Genomic DNA, 18,960 nt, shown 5'->3' with positions numbered 1-18,960 from the left:
GTGACTTTGAACCCATCGACCGAAAGGAATTGAAAATGAAAACCTTTGTCTTCTCGACCCTTATCGCGCTGGCTTCTGCCGTGCTGACCCCGGCGTCCGCAGCGGCGGATTACATCGAGATGGCCAGCGTGGGCGGCCTGGCCTTCGGCAGCAATGGCTCGGTTCCGGCGGGGGCGCGTCCGGCGGGGCGTGAAAATGACGGGCGCGCGCTGTTCAGCTGCACGGGCATGTTCAACGGCGCGTTTCATCCCGGCAAGATCCGTCAGGGGCTGCCGGGCTGTCACATCGGTTATGGCGGCAAGGAAGTCATCGTGAACCCCTATTTCGTGACGACCAACGGGGGCGACGCCTGGGTGGCGCCGCGTCAGGTGGGGGATGTGCCGCCGGGGGCCGTGATCGGGGGCGGAGAGAATGGCAGTCCGCTGTATGTCTGTCGCGCCTATGTCAAGGGCGGCGTCCATCCGGGCAAGATCGGCGCGACAACCCGCTGGAATTGCAACGCGGGCCTGGGCGGCAAGGAGTATCCGGTGAAGGACTACGAGGTACTGGTCCGCTGAGGGGCGCACGAGAAAAGAAGGCGACCGTCACCGACGTAAAAGATCGTGGCGTAGAAGCTGCCTTCGACCCAGTAGACGCGGTCGTTCAGCTTTTGCAGCACGTAGTCCTGGGTCATGTTCTTGGAGAACAGGTTTTCGACCTTCTGGCCCGGCTCCAGCGCGGTTTCTGCGCTCTCGGCGACATAGGGGGCGTTGACGGTGGAGGGGACCTCGGCCTGCGCCGTCAGTGGCAGGGCCAGCGCTGCGGCAAGGGCAATGGGGGCGGTCATGGTACGGGGTGTCATAGGCTTTCCTTCCTTGGTTCAGCGGGTGTCTGCCTCCGCTTGAGCCAGAGATGGCGCGTCTGGATTGCCAAGAAAATGGCGATAACCGTGGAACACATTCCACGCTATGTTCCGAAACGGATGCGGACACGATTGGCTAACCGGCTTGCGGCCAAATCGAATGCGCTGGCGGCGCTTATGGACACGCGGCTCCCCAGTGGATACATGTCCTGCCAATTCATTCGCCCCAAAGAGGCCCCCGCACATGGCAAGCCTGAACGACATCCGTTCCACCTTTCTCAACTACTTCGAGCGCCAAGGGCACCAGGTGGTGCAATCCAGCCCGCTGGTCCCGCGCAACGACCCGACGCTGATGTTCGTCAACTCCGGCATGGTGCAGTTCAAGAACTGCTTCACCGGGGTGGAAAAGCGCGACTATGTCCGCGCGACGACGGCGCAGAAATGCGTGCGCGCCGGGGGCAAGCACAACGACCTCGACAATGTGGGGTACACCGCGCGTCACCACACGTTCTTTGAAATGCTGGGGAATTTCTCCTTCGGGGATTACTTCAAGCACGAGGCAATCCCCTTTGCCTGGGAGCTGATCACCAAGGATTTCGGCATCGATCCCAAGCGGCTGTCGACAACTGTGTATCACACCGACGACGAGGCGTTCGAGATCTGGAAGAAGGTCGGCGTGCCCGAGGACCGGATCATCCGGATCGCGACATCGGACAACTTCTGGCAGATGGGTCCGACCGGGCCCTGCGGTCCCTGCACCGAGATCTTTTACGATCATGGCGACCACATCTGGGGCGGCCCGCCGGGATCGCCCGAGGAGGACGGCGACCGCTTCATCGAGATCTGGAACGTGGTCTTCATGCAGAACGAGCAGTTCGAGGACGGCTCGATGAAGGCGCTGGACATGCAGTCGATCGACACCGGCATGGGGCTGGAGCGGATCGGCGCGCTGTTGCAGGGCAAGCATGACAACTACGACACCGACCTGATGCGCGCGCTGATCGAGGCCTCGGCCCATGCGTCGTCCGTCGATCCCGATGGGCCGGGCAAGATGCACCACCGGGTGATCGCGGACCACCTGCGGTCCACGTCTTTCCTGATCGCCGATGGCGTGATGCCTTCGAACGATGGGCGCGGCTACGTACTGCGGCGGATCATGCGGCGCGCGATGCGTCATGCGCATCTGCTGGGCGCGCAGGACCCGATGATGCACAAGCTGGTCCCGGCGCTGGTGCGCCAGATGGGCGAGGCCTACCCCGAATTGCAGCGCGGTCAGAAGATGATCGAAGAGACGCTGCTGAACGAGGAAACCCGGTTCAAGCAGACGCTGGACCGGGGGCTGAAGCTGCTCGACGACGAGCTGGACGGGCTGGACGAGGGCGCGCAGCTGCCCGGCGCCACCGCGTTCAAGCTGTATGACACCTATGGTTTCCCGCTCGACCTGACGCAGGATGCGCTGCGCGAGAAGGGCCGCGAGGTGGACACCGACGGCTTTGACGCGGCCATGGCAGAGCAGAAGGCCCGTGCGCGCGCCGCGTGGTCCGGGTCGGGCGAGGCGGCGGACAATGCCGTCTGGTTCGACATTGCTGAAAAGCACGGCGCGACGGATTTCCTCGGCTATGACACCGAGAAGGCCGAGGGCCAGGTGCAGGCGCTGGTCAAGGACGGCGCGCTGGTGGATGCGCTGGCCGAGGGCGACAAGGGCTGGGTGGTGCTGAACCAGACGCCCTTCTACGGTGAAAGCGGCGGCCAGGTGGGCGACACCGGAATGCTGCGGCGGCTGGAGAACGAGCGCGAGAGCGCCACTGTGGAAGACACGCAGAAAATGGGTGGCGGCAAGGTCTTTGCCCATCTTGTTCACGTGGACAAGGGCGGGATCAAACGCGGCGACGCCATGGCGCTGGAGGTCGATCACGGCCGCCGTTCGGCCATTCGTGCCAACCACTCGGCCACGCACCTGCTGCACGAGGCCCTGCGCGAGGCGCTGGGGGATCACGTGGCGCAGCGCGGATCGCTGAACGCGCCGGACCGTCTGCGCTTCGACTTTTCGCACAACAAGGCGATGAGCGCCGAGGAACTGGCCAAGGTCAGCGCCGACGTGAACACCTACATCCGCCAGAACACCCCGGTGACGACGCGGATCATGACCCCGGACGACGCACGGGCCATCGGTGCGCAGGCGCTGTTCGGCGAGAAATACGGCGACGAGGTGCGCGTCGTGTCGATGGGTGCCAAGGCGGGCTCTGGCAAGGGCACGGACGGGGCGACCTATTCGCTGGAACTGTGCGGCGGTACGCATGTGCGCCAGACCGGCGACATCGGCGCGTTTGTCTGCCTTGGTGACTCGGCGTCCTCCTCCGGCGTGCGCCGGATCGAGGCGCTGACGGGGCAGGTGGCGCTGGACTACCTCGCCGAGCAGGGGCAGCTTCTGGCACAGGTCGCGGGTGAGCTGAAGGCCCCCGTGGCCGAGGTGCCGACCCGTGTGAAGACGCTCATGGACGAGCGCCGCAAGCTGGAGAACGAGGTGGCCTCGCTGCGACGCGAGCTGGCCATGGCCGGTGGCGGGCAGGGTGCTGCCCCCGAGGCCGAAGAGATCAACGGGGTCAAGTTCCTGGCGCAGGTGCTGACCGGTGTGACCGGCAAGGACCTGCCGCCGCTGATCGACGAGCACAAGACCCGAATGGGATCGGGGGCGGTGCTGCTGATCGCGGACACCGGTGACAAGGCCGCCGTGGCCGCAGGCGTCACCGACGACCTCAAGGGCACGGTGTCCGCCGTGGACCTGGTGAAGGCCGCTGTGCCGGAACTGGGCGGCAAGGGCGGCGGTGGCCGTCCCGACATGGCGCAGGGCGGCGGGGCCTCGGCCCAGAACGCCGAGGCGGCCATCGCAGCCGCACGTAAGGTCATCTCGGGCTGACACAGACAGCGGGTTGACCAGACCCGCCTCTGACCTGCATGAAGAAGGCCCCGGACATCGCTCCGGGGCCTTTTACGTTGGAGGACCCATGCCCGCACTCTGGATCGCCCATGTCACCGTGACGGACCCCGAAGCCTACGGCAAATACGCCGAGCTTGCGGGACCGGCCATCGCGGCACACGGAGGCCAGTTCATCGCCCGTGCGGGCCGCTACGTACAGCTGGAGGGCAAGGAGCGCCCCCGCAACGTCGTGGCGCGCTTCCCCTCGGTCGAGGCGGCGGTGGAGTGTTACAATTCCGATGCTTACCAGGCGGCGCTGAACCATGCGCGCGGGGCCTCGGAACGCGAGTTGATGGTGGTCGAAATCACCGACTGACAGGCGGGATTTACCTGTCCTGTGTACTGCGGGGCGACGCAAGCGGCGCCCTGACCCTTGGCCGATGTAGTACCGGCCAAACTGTGTGCCGCCATTAGCGGTAGTTATCCCCAAGTTGAAGAGAGCATTCGGCACCTTCCCGCGCGTTGAAACCGGGGGATCAGCAAGCCTTCGCCATCGGCGGAAACCGGCCTTTGCGCCGTCTTCGAGCCGTGTCTGATTCGAGTCAAACCGCGCCGATTGTCCGGTTATCCACAACAACGTTTTCTTAGCGTGGAATTGTTCCCGTTTCCGAAAATCAAATTCGCCGCACAAACCCGTGGAACCGTTGCAAAAATATGGCACTCGGGCCACAGAATCCTAATTTTCCGCTAGAATCCGGGGGGGTAGGCGGTTTTTGGCCCGGCAAGTACGGAATTCCTGTCGCGTCACCTGAAATTTGTTGGCTAAGGTTCTCTCACCTACAATTTTTCTTGGGAGAAAGATCATGAAAAAAGTTCTTGCTGGCGCCGCTGTTCTCGCAGCTCTCGCAGCTCCGGCCTTCGCTTGGGAAGGTCAAGTCGTGGCGTGCTACGACAAAGTCTGGGTTCCGGCCAAGTACAACACCTCCAAGACCCTGATCATGGCCGCTCACACCGAGTGGGAGCACGCCGCAAACGGTCAGATGGTCCAGATGCACTACCCGGCCGTCTACAAGGAAAACCGTACCCTGGCGACCCCGGGTCACTACGTTGCCGTGAAGACCGCGTGCAAGTAATCCTCGGCTGAGGTGACATTTCGGAAGGGCGCGGGGGCTGCCAACCCGCGCCCTTCTTCCGTTTCAGGGGCTGCATCTTGCGGCTTATGGACGACACAGGACCGGAAAACCGCAAGATGCGGTAGGTGTTGCAAGCCTGTTTCCACATCGGAAATTCACCGGTGCCTGCCTGTGCAAAACTTGTCAAACCACGGAAAATGCTCAAAAGTCTGCTTCAGGGCTGATATTTTGGGGGACTTATGCGCATTATTGGGTGGACCGTGCTGGCTGCGTGCCTGGCGACTTCTGCCGTGGCGCAGGACGACGGGCTGCCGGGACCCCGCTGCTATCGCAAGACCACCGTAGAGGCCGTCTACGAGACCTCTCAGCGTCTTATCCGCAAGGCACGGCTGGAACACGAGGAACGGGAAAACGGCCAGATCGTCATGACCCATTTCCCTGCGATCTACATCGAGGAAAAGACCCTCGTGTCCCCGGAATACGTCCTGCTGCAAGAAGTCCAGTGCACGCGGCGCATCCTGCGCAAGGCAGAGCCGCTGCCGGCCCACGAATGCATCGAAACGAAGGGCTGTACGGAACTGGAGCCACCCGCTCAGCCCTGAGAACTTGCCTCAGAACCGCCCTGACACCACTCTCAAACGAAAAGCGGCGCCGGAGACATCCTGGCGCCGCTTTCGTCTTCTTTGGTTTTCCAAATACCCTCGGGGGAGCGCCGTCAGGCGCGGGGGCAGAGCCCCCTCTGCGCGCGGCCCAGAGGGGCGCGCGCGGGTCGCCCCGGCGTCAGCCGGGGCGAAACCCGATCAGGGCTGCTTGGACATCCGCTTGCGCTCGTGCGGGTCGAGGTAGCGCTTGCGCAAGCGAACCGCGTTCGGCGTCACTTCGACCAGCTCGTCGTCGTTGATGTAGGCGATGGCCTCTTCCAGCGACAGCGTCATGGGCGTGGTCAGGCGGACCGCTTCGTCCGTGCCCGAGGCGCGCACGTTGGTCAGCTTCTTGCCCTTCAGCGGGTTCACTTCCAGATCGTTGTCGCGCGAGTGCTCGCCGATGATCATGCCCGTGTAAACAGGCGCTTGCGCGCCGATCATCATCTTACCGCGATCTTCGAGGTTCCACAGCGCGTAGGCCACGGCCTCGCCGTTTTCCATCGAGATCAGAACGCCCTGACGGCGGCCCGGGATCGGGCCCTTGTGCGGGGTCCAGCCGTGGAACACCCGGTTCAGAACGCCCGTGCCGCGCGTGTCGGTGAGGAATTCGCCGTGGTAGCCGATCAACCCGCGCGAGGGCACATGCGCGATGATCCGCGTCTTGCCCGCACCCGCCGGTTTCATCTCGACCAGCTCGCCCTTGCGGTGGCCGGTGATCTTCTCGATCACGGCACCCGAGTACTCGTCGTCCACGTCGATGGTGGCTTCTTCGACCGGTTCCATGACCTTGCCGTCTTCCTCGCGCAGGATGACCTGCGGGCGCGAGATCGACAGCTCGAAGCCTTCGCGGCGCATGTTCTCGATCAGGACGCCCATCTGGAGTTCGCCACGTCCCGACACCTCGAAGGCCTCTCCGCCGGGGGTGTCCTTGATGCGGATGGCGACGTTGGTCTCCGCTTCCTTGTAGAGGCGGTCACGGATGACGCGGGACTGCACCTTCTTGCCGTCACGGCCTGCCAGCGGGCTGTCGTTGATGCCGAAGGTCACGGTGATGGTCGGCGGGTCGATGGGCTGGGCTTCCAGCGGCTCGTCCACGGCCAGCGCGCAAAGCGTGTCGGCCACGGTTGCCTTCGTCATGCCCGCGATGGAGACGATGTCGCCCGCAAAGGCCTCGTCGATGTCCTGCATCATCAGGCCGCGGAAGGCCTGGATCTTGGTCACGCGGAACTGTTCGATCTTCTGGCCGATGCGCGAGATCGCCTGGATCGACTGGCCGACCTTTACGTGGCCGGATTCGATGCGGCCGGTCAGCAGACGACCCACGAAGGGGTCGGCGCCCAGCGTCACCGCCAGCATCTTGAAGTCGTCATCGATGTGCTTCGCCTGCTTGGGCGCGGGGACGTGGTCGACAATCAGGCGGAACAGTGCGTCGAGGTTCTTGCGCGGGCCGTCCAGCTCGTTGTCGCACCAGCCGTTGCGGCCCGAGGCGTAGAGATGCGGGAAGTCCAGCTGGTCCTCGTCGGCGTCGAGGGCCGAGAACAGGTCAAAGACCTCGTCCAGCGCGCGATCCGGCTCGGCGTCGGGCTTGTCCACCTTGTTCAGCACCACGATCGGACGCAGGCCCAGGGCCAGCGCCTTGGAGGTCACGAATTTGGTCTGCGGCATCGGGCCTTCGGCGGCGTCCACCAGCAGCACCACACCGTCGACCATCGACAGGATGCGTTCCACCTCGGCGCCAAAGTCGGCGTGACCGGGGGTGTCGACGATATTGATCCGCGTGCCCTTCCACTCGACGCTCGTCGCCTTGGCAAGGATGGTGATCCCGCGCTCGCGTTCCAGGTCGTTGCTGTCCATGGCGCGTTCCGCCACGGCCTGATTGGCGCGGAAGGCGCCGGATTGCTTGAGTAGTTCGTCAACCAGGGTCGTCTTGCCGTGGTCAACGTGCGCGATGATCGCGACGTTGCGCAATTCCATATGTCTGTTTCCTCTGTCCGGATTGCCGCCCGCGTAGCCGCACTTGCAGCAAAAGGCCAGTGGCAAACCGTCGCAAAACCCACTGTTGTTGAATTGTCACTGATCTTTGCAGCTGCAGCATCGGGTGGAACCGGCGGCTTTTGGCTGGCCTGCGCGGGGCTGTTCGGCATGGTTTGGCCGTTGACGCGGGGGCATCACAGAAACGGGAACGGAAGTGCGGTTCAGGGGCGTTGTAACCGCAGAAGGGAACGCCACATGGCATCCCGGAACGTCCGAACGCCCAGGAAGGGCAGAGCAGAAACCGGACGTCTGAACGAAAGGAAAGACAGATGAAAACGCGCATTCTGATGATGACCGCAGCTGCCGCAACCGCCCTTGGCACGACCGCCATGGCAGGCAGCCTCGACACCACCGTGGTCGAAGCTACCCCGGTTGTTCCGGTTCAAGTCCCCGCCGTCGTCCCTGCCAACACCTGGACCGGTGGGTATCTGGGTCTCAGCCTTGGCGCCGCCAAAGGCGAAATCGGCGGGTCCGACACCACCGAGCCGGTTTACGGTCTGCACGGTGGTTATGACTACCAGTTCAACAACGGTCTCGTGGCCGGTGGTGAAATCGAATACCAGGGCAACGACGACCTGACCGTTGGCGGTGTGGACGTGGACAACGTCAGCCGCGCCAAGGCCAAGCTGGGGTATGACCTTGGCAACATGATGGTCTACGGCACCGCGGGTGTGTCCAAGGTCAACACCTCGCTGGGCGACGCCACTGCGCCTGTCTATGGCGTCGGTGCGGAATACAAGGTTACCGAGCGCTTTGGCATCGGTGCCGAGTACCTGAACGAGAACTTCAAGAACCTCGGCGCGACCAACACCGACCTGCAGCAGGACACTCTGAACCTGCGCGGCACGCTGCGCTTCTGATCGCGCAGCCGGTATCGGTATCTTAACGAGTGACCTGTCAACTATGGCTTGTCACGAGTGATCGGGCCCCGGGATTTCCCGGGGCCTTTTTATATGCGCACCGTCAATGCGGCGAGGTTTCCGAAAACAGGTGGATTACCAGAATGCCGCCGAGGATCATCGCCATCCCGAGGATCGCGGGCAGGTCCAGCTTCTGCCCGAAGACGACGCGTGCGATCACGGCGATCAACACGATCCCCAGACCGGACCACATGGCATAGGCCACGCCGACCGGCATGGTCTTCAGCACGAGCGTCAGCAGGTAGAACGCGGCGCCATAGGACACGACCACGAGGGCCGAGGGCAGCGGCCGCGTGAACTGCTGGCTGGCTTGCAAGGCGGTGGTGCCGATGGTCTCTGCGGCCACGGCGAGGATGAGGATCAGGTAGGGCATGAGCGGTCTTTCTTCGCGAGTCAGTGCGCAGCATGCCCTGTCCGGAGGGGCGGGAAAACACCCCCCGCGCGCATTGCCGGGGGTCTTGCCCGCAGGTCAGGCGGCGTGCAATCCGTCAGCCCGGCAAGTGGATGCGGAACCGTTCGCGGATGGCCCGATCCGTGGCCGGGTCCAGCCGGGCGCGGGAGCGCGTGGCGAGGATCTCTTCCTTGCGCAGGGTGGCCTGCTGGATCAGGTCCGGCTTGCCTTTCTCTTCCCACTCCTTGGGCGAATGGCGGTTGCCAAGGCGCGGATAGACATGGTCTTTCTGCATCCGCCCCAGCGTCTCGTCGGTGCCAAGGTAATGCCCCGGACCCTCGAGGCAGACGGCGCGCATCTGCTCCAGCGCCAGCGTCTCGTCGTCGACCTCGATGCCGCGCACGCAGCGCAGGGCCTGACCGATCAGGTCGTCGCCAAGGATCAGGCTCTCGTGACAGAAGCCCAGCAGCGAGGCATGCATCCCGGCGGCCTCGTAGATCATGTTGACGCCGGACAGACCGGCCAGCAGGTTGGCCGTCATCTGCTCCCATCCCGCCTGCATGTCAGGCAGTTTGGAATCCGACGCTCCGCCAGTCGAGCCACCGGGCAGGTCATAGAAGCGCGCCATCTGGCCACAGCCAGCCGTCAGCAGCGCCTGCTCGCCAGAGCCGACCGTCATGGCGCCGGACCGCAGGTCCAGTCCGAACGGCCAGGTGCCGAAGATGGCAGGGTGTCCCGGCGCCATGGCATTCACATAGACCACCCCGGCAAGGCATTCCGCGACGGCCTGTGTGATCGCGCCCGCGATGGTGGAGGGCGCGGTGGCCCCGGCCATGCCTGCGGACAGCAACAGCACGGGCATCCCGGCACGGATGCAGGATTCCATGGCCATGCAGCTTTCGGTGGCAAATTTCATCGGCGGCACAACGAAACAGTTCGAATTGGACACGAAGGGCCGCGCGCGCCATGCCTCTTCTCCGCCCGCAATCATGTGCAGCAATTCCATCCCCTCCGCGACATGCGACGGGTCCGAGAACGAGGTGCCGACGTGTTTCAGCGTGCCGGTGCAGCAGGCGTAGATGGTGTTCAGGTCCATCTCGAGGTTGTTGGTGATGTCACGCGCAACCATGGGGCGCTGCAGGAAATGGATGTTGTCCAGCACATCCGCGATTCGGGCCGCATCGTGCAGGTCCTGCACCGTGCTGTCGCGGTAATGCCGTCCCGCGACGTCCACCATATGCACCGCCGCGCCGGCGGTTCCGTAGTGTACGCGCGCGCCGTCCAGAAGCAGGTCGTGCTCGGGCGCGCGTCCGTGCAGGGTGATCCCGCGGGCGGCCTTGGCCAGCATGTCCTCGACCAGCGCGGGCGGAAAGCGCAGGCGTCCGTCATCGCCCAGAATTGCGCCGGCACCGGTGAGGATCTCGATCCCGCTGGGCGGCGCGTCGGCAAGGCCGATTTCTTCGAGGGCGCGCAAGGCGGTGCGATGGATGCGTTGAATGTCCTGTTCGCTCAGCGGGTTGTAGGCCCCGCCGGACATGCCCGGACGGATCGGGCGGAGATCCTCGGCAAGAGAGGCAGCGCGGGCCGCGACGCGCGCGCGCCGCCCCCCGTTCCGACGGCTGAGCGGAGCATTCATGCGGCAAACCTCGACAGTCCAGAGCGTGTGGAAACCATGAACCGATGCTGGGCGGCGCGGCCTTTGGCGTCTGTACCGATTGCGACAGAATGTCGTTTTCAGGCGGTTTCCCGAAATCTGAACAATCATGTGCATTTTTTCGAAGGTCTTAACGGTCGCGTAGGAAGGCGGCTCTAGGCTTCGGGCGGTTGACACAATTCTCGGAGCATTCTCATGCGCGCTGCATTCCTTGCCCTCGGCCTTGCCGTGACCGCAACCATGGCCCCCGCGGCTGAACCCCACGACGCGATGCAGGCCTTTCTGGACACCAATATCAAACCCTGGGCCGAGGATGCCGTGCTCGTCGGCGCCATCCAGGCGCAGAATGGGCAGACCGCCGGTTTTGATGCCGCACATATCGACGAACTGGACCAGCAGTGGCGGGCCGAGGTCGGCACCGGTGCCTCGGCACTGGTGGATGGCGTGCTGACGAACGCGGCGGCGGATTTCCTGCGTCAGCATGTCGAAGCATCCGGCGGCGTCATGACCGAGGTCTTCATCATGGATGCCCAAGGGCTGAACGTGGCTGCATCGGGCGCGACCTCCGATTACTGGCAGGGCGACGAGGACAAGTTCAGCAAGACCTATGGTGTGGGTCCGAGTGCGGTGCATTTCTCGGACATCGAATTTGATGAATCCAGCCAGACCTACCAGGCTCAGATTTCCCTGACGCTGGTCGATCCCGCCACCGGCGCGCCCATCGGTGCGATGACCGTGGGCATCAATGCTGAATCGCTGATGTGATCCTCCGGACCGTTCCCCGTGTCGGGGGGGCGGTCCAGTCCCGAAATCCAAGGATACGACCATGACGAATGCCCCGGTTGAGACCACGACGGATGCGCCCGGTACTTCGCGCCTGCACTCGATCTTTCTGCGCTGCGCTCTTTTGATGGCGATGACCACGATCGTGGTGGCCGGTGTCCTGTCGACCGGGTCGCTGCGGCTCATGAACCGGATGGCAGACGCGGACGTCAGCCGCCAGGTGAGCAAGGCCGTGGTAAGCGGGGGCGAGGCGATTGCAAAACCGCTGCGCTTCAAGGTGATCGAGAAGGTCGACGAAGAAGTGCAAAAACTGCTGGACAGTGCCGATGGCAGCGGGGTGGTGGCGCTTGTCCTGGATGCCGAAGGCACGCTGATCAGCGCAAAGGGCGCAGGTGGCGAGGACCTCTCTCATTTGGAGCAACTCGCCCGCGTGGCGCTGGAGAGCGGTGCGGTCCAGCTGACCGAGGGTGGCAGCCATATGGCGCAACCCATACTGGCGGCGCCGGAGGGGCCCATTCTCGGGGTCGTCGCGCTGGAGGCGTCTTTCGATGCTCATCACGCGCTCGTCTGGGCGAATGCCCAATGGATTTTTCTTCTGGCCGCGGTGACCTTCGTGGTCATGATGGGCCTGACGGTGTTCCTGTTGAGCCGGATGCTGGGAAAACCCTTGAAAGCCTTGGGCGAAGCCGTGGCGCGTGTCTCCGAGAAGGACTACGACACCGATTCGGGCATGGCGGATCGCAAGGACGAATTCGGTGGCATCGCCCGCAACCTGGCCGTCCTCATGACCGTGCTGCGTGAGGGGCGCGCGGCAGAGCAGCGTCGCCTGGCCAAGATGGAGGAACAACTGCGGGTCGTCGAACAGCTGGGACATGCTCTGGACGTGTTGGCGGATGGTGTCCTGCATTGGAAGATCGACGAAGCCTTCCCGCCCGATTACGAAAGCCTGCGCAACAACTACAACCGCGCCGTGTCGCATCTGCGCACGGTGGTGACCGAGGTCGTCAACAGCACCGACAACATCCTTGCGAACTCCGACCAGATTGCGGCGGCGTCCGACGACCTGTCCCGACGCACGGAAACGCAGGCCGCCACGCTGGAGCAATCCGCCGCCGCCATGGAAGAGATGCTCAACGCCGTGAAATCGGCCGCGCGCAATGCCGGTGAGGCAAACAAGACCATGCTGCACACCCGTGAAATCGCGGAGAAAAACGGCGAGGTCATGAAATCCGCGGTGACGGCGATGGACGAGATTGAAAAGAGCTCGGACCAGATTTCCGAGATCACCTCGGTCATTGATGACATCGCGTTTCAGACCAACCTCCTGGCGTTGAACGCAGGGGTAGAGGCGGCGCGGGCCGGCGAGTCCGGCAAAGGCTTTGCCGTGGTGGCGTCCGAGGTGCGCGGGCTTGCCCAACGCAGCGCGGAGGCCGCGCAACAGATCAAGGAACTGATCCTCGGGTCCGGCGAGCAGGTCAAACACGGCGTGCGCCTTGTCGAGGCGGCCGGGTCCGCGCTGGAGGATGTGCTGTCCAAGGTGGCGGATGTGTCCAAGATGGTCGAACATATTGCAGCCAGTGCAGAGGATCAGGCGCAGGGACTGAACGAGATCAACGAGGGGATCGCGAACCTGGACCGGGTGACCCAGCAGAATGCCGCGATGGTCGAGGAAAGCACCGCCGCCGCGCAGATGCTGCATAACGAGGCCGATACGCTCAGCAAGCTGGTGGGGCGTTTCGAAACAGAGGAAAGCGGTCGGTCCGGTTCCGGGGCCAGAGAGTCCCGCGCGGCCTGACGTACTGGCGGCTGGGTGGGATTATCTTAGTGATTTCAGCAGGTCACGGGGTGATGTTGATGCGCATCATCAGCGGTTGCGCGGGCGGCAGGTTCTTTCAAGGTGATCCATCAGAAGGTGAATGTCACTCTGACCCCGTCCTCATGGCCATCGCGCGGTGAGGTGATCTCGAACCTGGCGCCGCTGCGTTCGGCGATGACATGCACGATGGACAACCCCAACCCGGCACCATCCCCGGCACCGCCACCCCGCATGAAGCGCTGGCTCAGGCGGGCAAGGTCCTCACGGTCGATGACCGGCCCGTCGTTCTCGACGGTGAGCACGTGATCCTCGGTCAGAACCACCCTCACGGGGTGTCCGGGCGTCCCATGGCGCAAGGCATTTTCGACGAGGTTCCGCATCACGATCCCGAAGGCATCCGGGTCGAGGTCATTGGTCACCGGTGTATCGGGCAACGACAGGTCAATCTGCGCCGAGGGCACCGAGCGTTGCAGATCCATGGCGACCAACCCTGCCACGTCGCGCAGGTCGGTCCTGTCCGGGACGCGCAGCCGCGCGCCTTCGGCCCGCGCCATCTGCATCAGTTTCTCGGTCAGCCGGTTCAGACGCTTCAGCGTTGCCTCGATATCGGTCGCGCGGGCGCGGGCCTGCGGGTCCTGCGTTTCGGCCCGGAGGCGTTGCGCCTGGGCAATGGCGCCGGCCACCGGGGTGCGCATCTCGTGCGCGGCATTCGCTGCAAAGCTGCGTTCCGCCTCGAACGCGGCATCAATCCGCGTCATCAGGCGGTTGGCCGCAGCGACCATGGGCCGGACTTCGCGCGGCAGGTCGTCTTCGGGCAGCGGGGCAAGGTTGGTCGGGCCGCGCGCCTCCATCTCGGTCTGCAGGGCGCCCAAGGGGCGCAGCCCGCGCCGCACGGCCAGCCAAAGGCCCAGCAGCATGAGCGGCACCACCACCAGAAGGGGCGCGATGAGCGCTGTCGTCACCTTGCCTTCCAACGCGCGCCGTGCCGCCAGGGGTCGCGCCACCGCAACACTCACATCGCCACGCCAGGCGCGGTCGACGTAAAACCGCCAGGTGTCGTCGGCGGCAAAGCCCTCGGCGCCGGGAAAGTCGATATTGGCGGCCCCGGCGCTGCGCAGGATCAGCCCGCGGGCATCCGACCAGACGGCGAATTCGACGTCATCCTCGCGCGCGGCCATGCGGCGCAGGTCCTTTGACCGCCCCAGACGGGAGGGGTCGACGCGCTCGTCCTCGTCGTCGATCTCGTGCAGGACGATGGGCAGGATACGTTCTGCGGCGGCCCGCAGGTCGCGGTCAAAGACCTCGTTGACCTCGTGGAACAGCAACCGGGACGTCACCAGCGCTGCGCCCAGCCAGACCACGCAGATCAGCCCGCCCACCAGCAGGCCAAGCCGGATGACCAGGGACGCGCCTCTCATGGCCGTCCCAGCCTGTAGCCCATGCCGCGTTCGGTCAGGATCACCTCGCGGCCCAGTTTCTTGCGCAGGTGCGAGACATGCACCTCGATCGTGTTCGACCCCACCACGTCGTCGAAGTTGTAGAGGGTCTCTTCGAGTTGCAGCTTCGAGACGACCTGCCCGGGGCGCTGCACCAGCGCCGCAAATATCGCCCATTCGCGCGCCGTCAGCGTGACCGCTCGCCCGTCGCGATGCACGGTCCGCCCGGCGAGGTCGATGTCCACCGTGCCCAGAGTCACCAGCGGGTTCGGGTTGCCGGAGTAGCGCCGCGACACGGAGCCGATCCGCGCCGATAGTTCCTCGAGGTCGAAGGGTTTGACGAGGTAGTCGTCGGCCCCGGCCTTCAGGCCCGCGATCCGGTCAGAGACCTGATCGAGCGCGGTGATGATGATGACGGGAGTCACGTCGCCGTTCGCGCGCATCTCGCGCAGGAAAGGGACGCCGCGCCCATCGGGCAGCATGAGGTCCAGCAGCACGAGGTCGAAGGGAAAGGCCTTCAGCGCCGCCCCGGCCTCGTCCAGCCGCGTCACCCGGTCGACGGAATGGCCGTCCGCCACGACCTGATCGGCGATGGCAGAACCCAGAACGTGATCGTCTTCCACCAGCAATACGCGCATCATCTGTCCCTTTGTCCCCGGCTCTTACACTCTGCCGTGAACCTGAAAGCAAGCTGAAGGCCAGGCGAGGCCGGCTTCAGGGAGGCTTCAGGTGCGCGCGGGACTGTCCGGTCATCACGGGGCGACCGGCCCCACGGTTTATCGACTGGAGACCTGACCATGAAGACCCTTGCCACGATTCTCGCCGCCACGACCGCGCTGACGGCCCCGGGCCTCGCCAATGCCGCGCAGGTGACGCTGGAAACCAAGTTGCGGTCCTACGGGGGAGAGGATGCCTACCTGGCCTATTACATCACGGATGCGCAGGGCAATTATGTCCGCCACCTCTGGGTCGCGTCGGGCAAGACCCGCTGGTGGGATCACCTGCGCAACTGGTACGCGGCGACGGGCGGCTCCTCGGGCGAGATCGCGGGGCTGTCCGGCGCCTCGGTGGGGTCGGGTCGCACGCTGACGGTGACGGTGGATGTCGAGGACGCGCTGATCAACGCGGGCTACCAGATCCGTATGGATGCGGCGGTCGAGCACATGCCCGACAGCCCGGCCGAGATCGTGGTGCCGCTGGAAACGGGCGCAGCCGGGCAGGCGGTGGTCGGGCGCGGCTACGTCGCCTCGTTCACCTTCGACATGTGAGGTGTGGGGATGTTTCGCGTTCTGCACCGCTGGGCGGGGGTCATCGGGTCGCTGATCCTGATCGTTGTTTCGCTGACGGGCTTTGTCCTGTCGATCTTTCCCGTGCTGAGTGCCGACCGGACGGCGGCGCGACTTGACGCCGGGGCGCTGGTGGCGGCGGTCCAGCAGGCGGTGCCGGGCGTGGAGCAGATCCTCGTCGAAGACAACAACCGCGTCAGCGCCGTGGCCTTTGGCGCTGACGGGTTCCAGCAACTAGCCATTGATCCGGCCACGGGGGCGTCGCTGGGTCCGGTGCAACAGGGCGCGGTCGAGCTGTGGTTCGAGAACCTGCACCGTGCGCTGTTTCTGTCGGACACCGGGCATATCGTCGTGCTGGTGGCCTCGGGGATGATGCTGGCGTTGGTGCTGTCGGGCTATGTCCTGGCGGCGCGGCGCATGGGCGGATGGCGCAAGCTGTTCGCGCGCGATCGCGGCGACGGGGCGGGAGGCTGGCACCTGAAGATCGCGCGCATCGCCGGTGTGGGCCTGCTCATTTCGACGCTTTCGGGGCTGTGGATGGGGGCTTCGACGCTGGGGCTGATCCCGGAAACGACGCCCTATCCCGACTGGCCGGTGGCCATCAGCACCGAAGCCCCCGTCGCCGCGGATCAACTGGGGGCGCTGACCGCCATCCCCGGAACGGAGCTGCGCGCCGTGACCCTGCCGCGTGACGGCATGACCGGGCAGGCCTATCTGGTCGAGACCGACGGGGGCGCGGGTTACGTCGATCCGGTCACCGGACAGATGCTGACATGGGACGCGCGGTCCGGCTGGTCGCATGTGATGGACATGATGCATCTGTTGCACACGGGGCAGGGTGCGTCGCTGCTGGGGCTGCTCCTCGGGCTGATGAGCCTGTCGGTGCCCGTCCTGTCCGGCACGGGAGTATTGATCTGGCTGAAGGGCCGGGGCAGCCGCGAGGTGCCGTCCTCACCCCCCGACAAGGCCGAGGTCATCCTTCTGGTGGGGTCGGAAACCGGCACCACATGGCGCTGTGCCAATGCGTTTGCCCGTGTTCTGGTGCAGGCGGGGCGGTCGGTGCATCTGGCAAGGATGTCCGCCTTTGCGCCCGAACGCTACACACAGGCCCGCGCGGTGATTGCCTTTGCCGCCACCTATGGCGAGGGCGATGCGCCCGAGGGGGCGAAGGGCTTCCTCGACCGTCTGGCCGCGCTGGACCGCGCGCCCACCGCGCCGCTGTCGGTGCTTGGCTTCGGCGACACCAGCTATCCGCAGTTCTGCGCCTATGCCCACCGTGTGACGCTGGCCGCGCGTCAGGCGGGCTGGCCGCTGGCGCTGGACACCTTCACCGTGGATCGCCAGTGCCCTGCCGATTTCACGGCGTGGAGCGCCGCCTGGGCCGAGGCCGCGGGCCTCGATCTGCCCAACCCGGCCTTGTCGCTGGATGCGCGTCCGATGCAGGAACTGCGCCTGATCTCGGGCCGGACCTACGGCGAGCAGGCGCAGGCCCCCATGGCGGTGCTGCGCTTTGCCCTGCCGCGGCGGACGCTGTTGGACCGCCTGACGGGGCGCGGCTTTGGTGCCTTCGAGGCGGGCGACATCCTCAACGTCCTGCCCGAGGGCAGCGACCTGCCGCGCGCCTACTCGCTGGCCTCGTCGAACCGCGACGGTTTTGTGGAAATCTGCGTGCGCAAGCAGCCGGGCGGGCTGTGTTCCACGCAGCTTTGTGCGCTGGAAGAGGGCGAGACGATCCGCGCGCAGCTGTCCGTCAACGCCGGGTTCCATGCCGACAGGGGCAAGGCGCCGCTGGTACTGATCGGCGCAGGTGCGGGCATTGGTGCGCTGGCCGGGATCGTCCGGGGCAACCGCCAGCACCGCCCCATTCACCTGTTCTTTGGCCTGCGGTCGGGGGACGGCGGCTATCCCTATGACGCCAGTTTCGAGGAATGGCAGACCGATGGCCGGCTTGGCGGGCTGACGCTGGCCGTGTCGCGGGGCCGGACGCCACGTTACGTGCAGCAGGCACTGAGCGACGAGGCTGACCGCCTGCGGACGCTGGCGCAACAGGGCGCGCGATTCATGATCTGCGGCGGGCGCGAGATGGGCGAGGGTGTGCGCGCGGCGCTGGACGACCTGCTTGCTCCGGTCGCCTTGTCCGTACAGCAATTGAAGGAGGAAGGCCGCTATGCCGTCGATGTGTTCTGATCTGGTCAAGGTGGACCTGAATGGTCCCACCATGGGCACCCGCTGGCACGTACAGTTCTGGACGAGGCCGCGTGAGACGGGGCCGATCCGCGACGCGCTGCAACAGGCGGTGGACGCGGTGGATGCGCAGATGTCGCTGTGGAAGCCCGACAGTACGCTCTGTCGTCTGAACCGCGCCGCGCCGGGCGTCTGGGTGCCGCTGGAGCCGCAAATCGCCGAGGTGCTGGCGGCGTCGCTCGACATCGCGCGGGCCAGCGGCGGCGCCTTCGAGATCGCCTTGGGCGATGTGGTCAAGGCCTGGGGCTTTGGCCCCACGGCCGCCGATCCGCAGGCCATGGCACACCTGATGCAGGCCGAAGCACCGCGCGCCACGGAAGTGCTGGACCTCGACGGCTTGCGCGCGCGGAAACGCGCGCCGGCGCACTTCGACCTGAACGGGATCGCCAAAGGGTACGGGGTCGACCAACTGGTCAAGGCCGCGCAGGCGCAGGGCATCCACGACCTGACCGCCGCCATTGACGGCGATTTGCGCTGTGTCGGCACGCGGCCTGACGGGACGCTCTGGCCCATTGCCGTCGAAGAACCGGACCACAGCCGCCGCGCGGTGCATTCGCTGATGGAGATGACCGATACCGCCATCGCCACCTCGGGCGATTACCGGCATTGGGTGGACCTCGGCGGTCAGCGCCTGTCGCACACAATGCACCCACTGCTGCGCGCGCCGCTGCAATCCCCGCCGGCGTCGGTCAGCGTTCTGGCCGCGGACTGCATGACGGCGGACGCCTGGGCCACCGCGCTGATGGTGCTGGGCCGGGAGCAGGGCACAGCCATTGCCCGCGCCCATGGCATTCAGGCGATGTTCCTCGAACGCCAAGCCGCATAAAGAAAATCGCGCGGAGGTTGCCCCCGCGCGATCCA

The 18,960-nt window shown here is 65.3% G+C and carries 17 protein-coding genes; 11 read left to right on the top strand and 6 right to left on the bottom strand.

What is annotated here, in order from left to right:
- Positions 1-35: 35 nt before the first annotated feature.
- Positions 36-557 carry a DM9 repeat-containing protein gene (locus tag ACP16H_RS23280; protein WP_425074621.1) on the top strand — a complete coding sequence of 174 codons (522 nt, stop codon included), beginning with the start codon at positions 36-38 and terminating at the stop codon, positions 555-557.
- Here ACP16H_RS23280 and ACP16H_RS23275 read toward each other — a convergent pair.
- On the bottom strand, positions 536-841 hold the full coding sequence (locus ACP16H_RS23275) for a hypothetical protein (RefSeq protein WP_425074620.1): 306 nt from the start codon (positions 839-841) through the stop codon (positions 536-538). The two genes, ACP16H_RS23280 and ACP16H_RS23275, sit on opposite strands and share 22 nt — an antisense overlap.
- A gap of 244 nt (positions 842-1,085) precedes the next feature.
- On the opposite strand from ACP16H_RS23275, the gene alaS reads away from it, so the two are divergent.
- From alaS to ACP16H_RS23255, 4 genes are all read left to right on the top strand, one after another.
- Entirely contained in the window at positions 1,086-3,758 is a 2,673-nt protein-coding gene (gene alaS, locus ACP16H_RS23270) for an alanine--tRNA ligase (protein ID WP_425074619.1), read from the top strand.
- 88 nt (positions 3,759-3,846) lie between these two features.
- Entirely contained in the window at positions 3,847-4,134 is a 288-nt protein-coding gene (locus ACP16H_RS23265; protein WP_425074618.1) for a DUF1330 domain-containing protein, read from the top strand.
- Between the two features lie 487 nt (positions 4,135-4,621).
- Entirely contained in the window at positions 4,622-4,891 is a 270-nt protein-coding gene (locus ACP16H_RS23260) for a hypothetical protein (protein WP_425074617.1), read from the top strand.
- 239 nt (positions 4,892-5,130) lie between these two features.
- Positions 5,131-5,493 (top strand): hypothetical protein, encoded by a 363-nt coding sequence (locus tag ACP16H_RS23255; protein WP_425074616.1) that lies wholly within the window; start codon positions 5,131-5,133, stop codon positions 5,491-5,493.
- Between the two features lie 198 nt (positions 5,494-5,691).
- On the opposite strand, the gene typA is transcribed toward ACP16H_RS23255, so the two are convergent.
- Entirely contained in the window at positions 5,692-7,509 is a 1,818-nt protein-coding gene (gene typA / locus ACP16H_RS23250) for a translational GTPase TypA (RefSeq protein WP_425074615.1), read from the bottom strand.
- 329 nt (positions 7,510-7,838) lie between these two features.
- On the opposite strand from typA, the gene ACP16H_RS23245 reads away from it, so the two are divergent.
- Positions 7,839-8,429: an outer membrane protein gene (locus ACP16H_RS23245; protein ID WP_425074614.1), complete on the top strand. Its 591-nt coding sequence runs from the start codon at positions 7,839-7,841 to the stop codon at positions 8,427-8,429.
- A 103-nt stretch (positions 8,430-8,532) separates the two neighbouring features.
- On the opposite strand, the gene ACP16H_RS23240 is transcribed toward ACP16H_RS23245, so the two are convergent.
- Complete coding sequence (locus ACP16H_RS23240) at positions 8,533-8,862, bottom strand: DMT family transporter (RefSeq protein ID WP_425074613.1); 330 nt, start codon at positions 8,860-8,862, stop codon at positions 8,533-8,535.
- A 115-nt stretch (positions 8,863-8,977) separates the two neighbouring features.
- Entirely contained in the window at positions 8,978-10,516 is a 1,539-nt protein-coding gene (locus ACP16H_RS23235; RefSeq protein ID WP_425074612.1) for a trimethylamine methyltransferase family protein, read from the bottom strand.
- 213 nt (positions 10,517-10,729) lie between these two features.
- On the opposite strand from ACP16H_RS23235, the gene ACP16H_RS23230 reads away from it, so the two are divergent.
- Positions 10,730-11,299 carry a hypothetical protein gene (locus ACP16H_RS23230; RefSeq protein ID WP_425074611.1) on the top strand — a complete coding sequence of 190 codons (570 nt, stop codon included), beginning with the start codon at positions 10,730-10,732 and terminating at the stop codon, positions 11,297-11,299.
- A 61-nt stretch (positions 11,300-11,360) separates the two neighbouring features.
- Positions 11,361-13,112, top strand: a complete 1,752-nt coding sequence (locus ACP16H_RS23225) for a methyl-accepting chemotaxis protein (RefSeq protein ID WP_425074610.1) — start codon at positions 11,361-11,363, stop codon at positions 13,110-13,112.
- 110 nt (positions 13,113-13,222) lie between these two features.
- On the opposite strand, the gene ACP16H_RS23220 is transcribed toward ACP16H_RS23225, so the two are convergent.
- Both ACP16H_RS23220 and ACP16H_RS23215 read right to left on the bottom strand, forming a co-directional pair.
- A complete protein-coding gene (locus tag ACP16H_RS23220; RefSeq protein ID WP_425074609.1) occupies positions 13,223-14,551 on the bottom strand; it encodes an ATP-binding protein in 1,329 nt (442 codons plus the stop codon).
- Positions 14,548-15,207, bottom strand: coding sequence for a response regulator (locus ACP16H_RS23215; RefSeq protein ID WP_425074638.1), 660 nt, complete (start codon positions 15,205-15,207; stop codon positions 14,548-14,550). Before ACP16H_RS23215 ends, ACP16H_RS23220 begins: the two co-directional genes overlap by 4 nt.
- A gap of 159 nt (positions 15,208-15,366) precedes the next feature.
- Between ACP16H_RS23215 and ACP16H_RS23210 the strand changes: the two genes are divergently transcribed.
- The 3 genes from ACP16H_RS23210 to ACP16H_RS23200 are packed head-to-tail and all read left to right on the top strand — an operon-like array spanning position 15,367 to position 18,925.
- Positions 15,367-15,837 carry a DUF2271 domain-containing protein gene (locus ACP16H_RS23210; RefSeq protein ID WP_425074608.1) on the top strand — a complete coding sequence of 157 codons (471 nt, stop codon included), beginning with the start codon at positions 15,367-15,369 and terminating at the stop codon, positions 15,835-15,837.
- A 9-nt stretch (positions 15,838-15,846) separates the two neighbouring features.
- Positions 15,847-18,042, top strand: coding sequence for a PepSY domain-containing protein (locus ACP16H_RS23205; protein WP_425074607.1), 2,196 nt, complete (start codon positions 15,847-15,849; stop codon positions 18,040-18,042).
- A complete protein-coding gene (locus ACP16H_RS23200; RefSeq protein ID WP_425074606.1) occupies positions 18,023-18,925 on the top strand; it encodes an FAD:protein FMN transferase in 903 nt (300 codons plus the stop codon). Before ACP16H_RS23205 ends, ACP16H_RS23200 begins: the two co-directional genes overlap by 20 nt.
- Positions 18,926-18,960 lie beyond the last annotated feature (35 nt).

This window comes from Sagittula sp. S175 (genome assembly GCF_049800975.1).
GTDB lineage: Bacteria > Pseudomonadota > Alphaproteobacteria > Rhodobacterales > Rhodobacteraceae > Sagittula.
The sequence above is the reverse complement of the archived record's forward strand: the minus strand, read 5'-3'. Positions and strand labels throughout refer to the sequence as shown.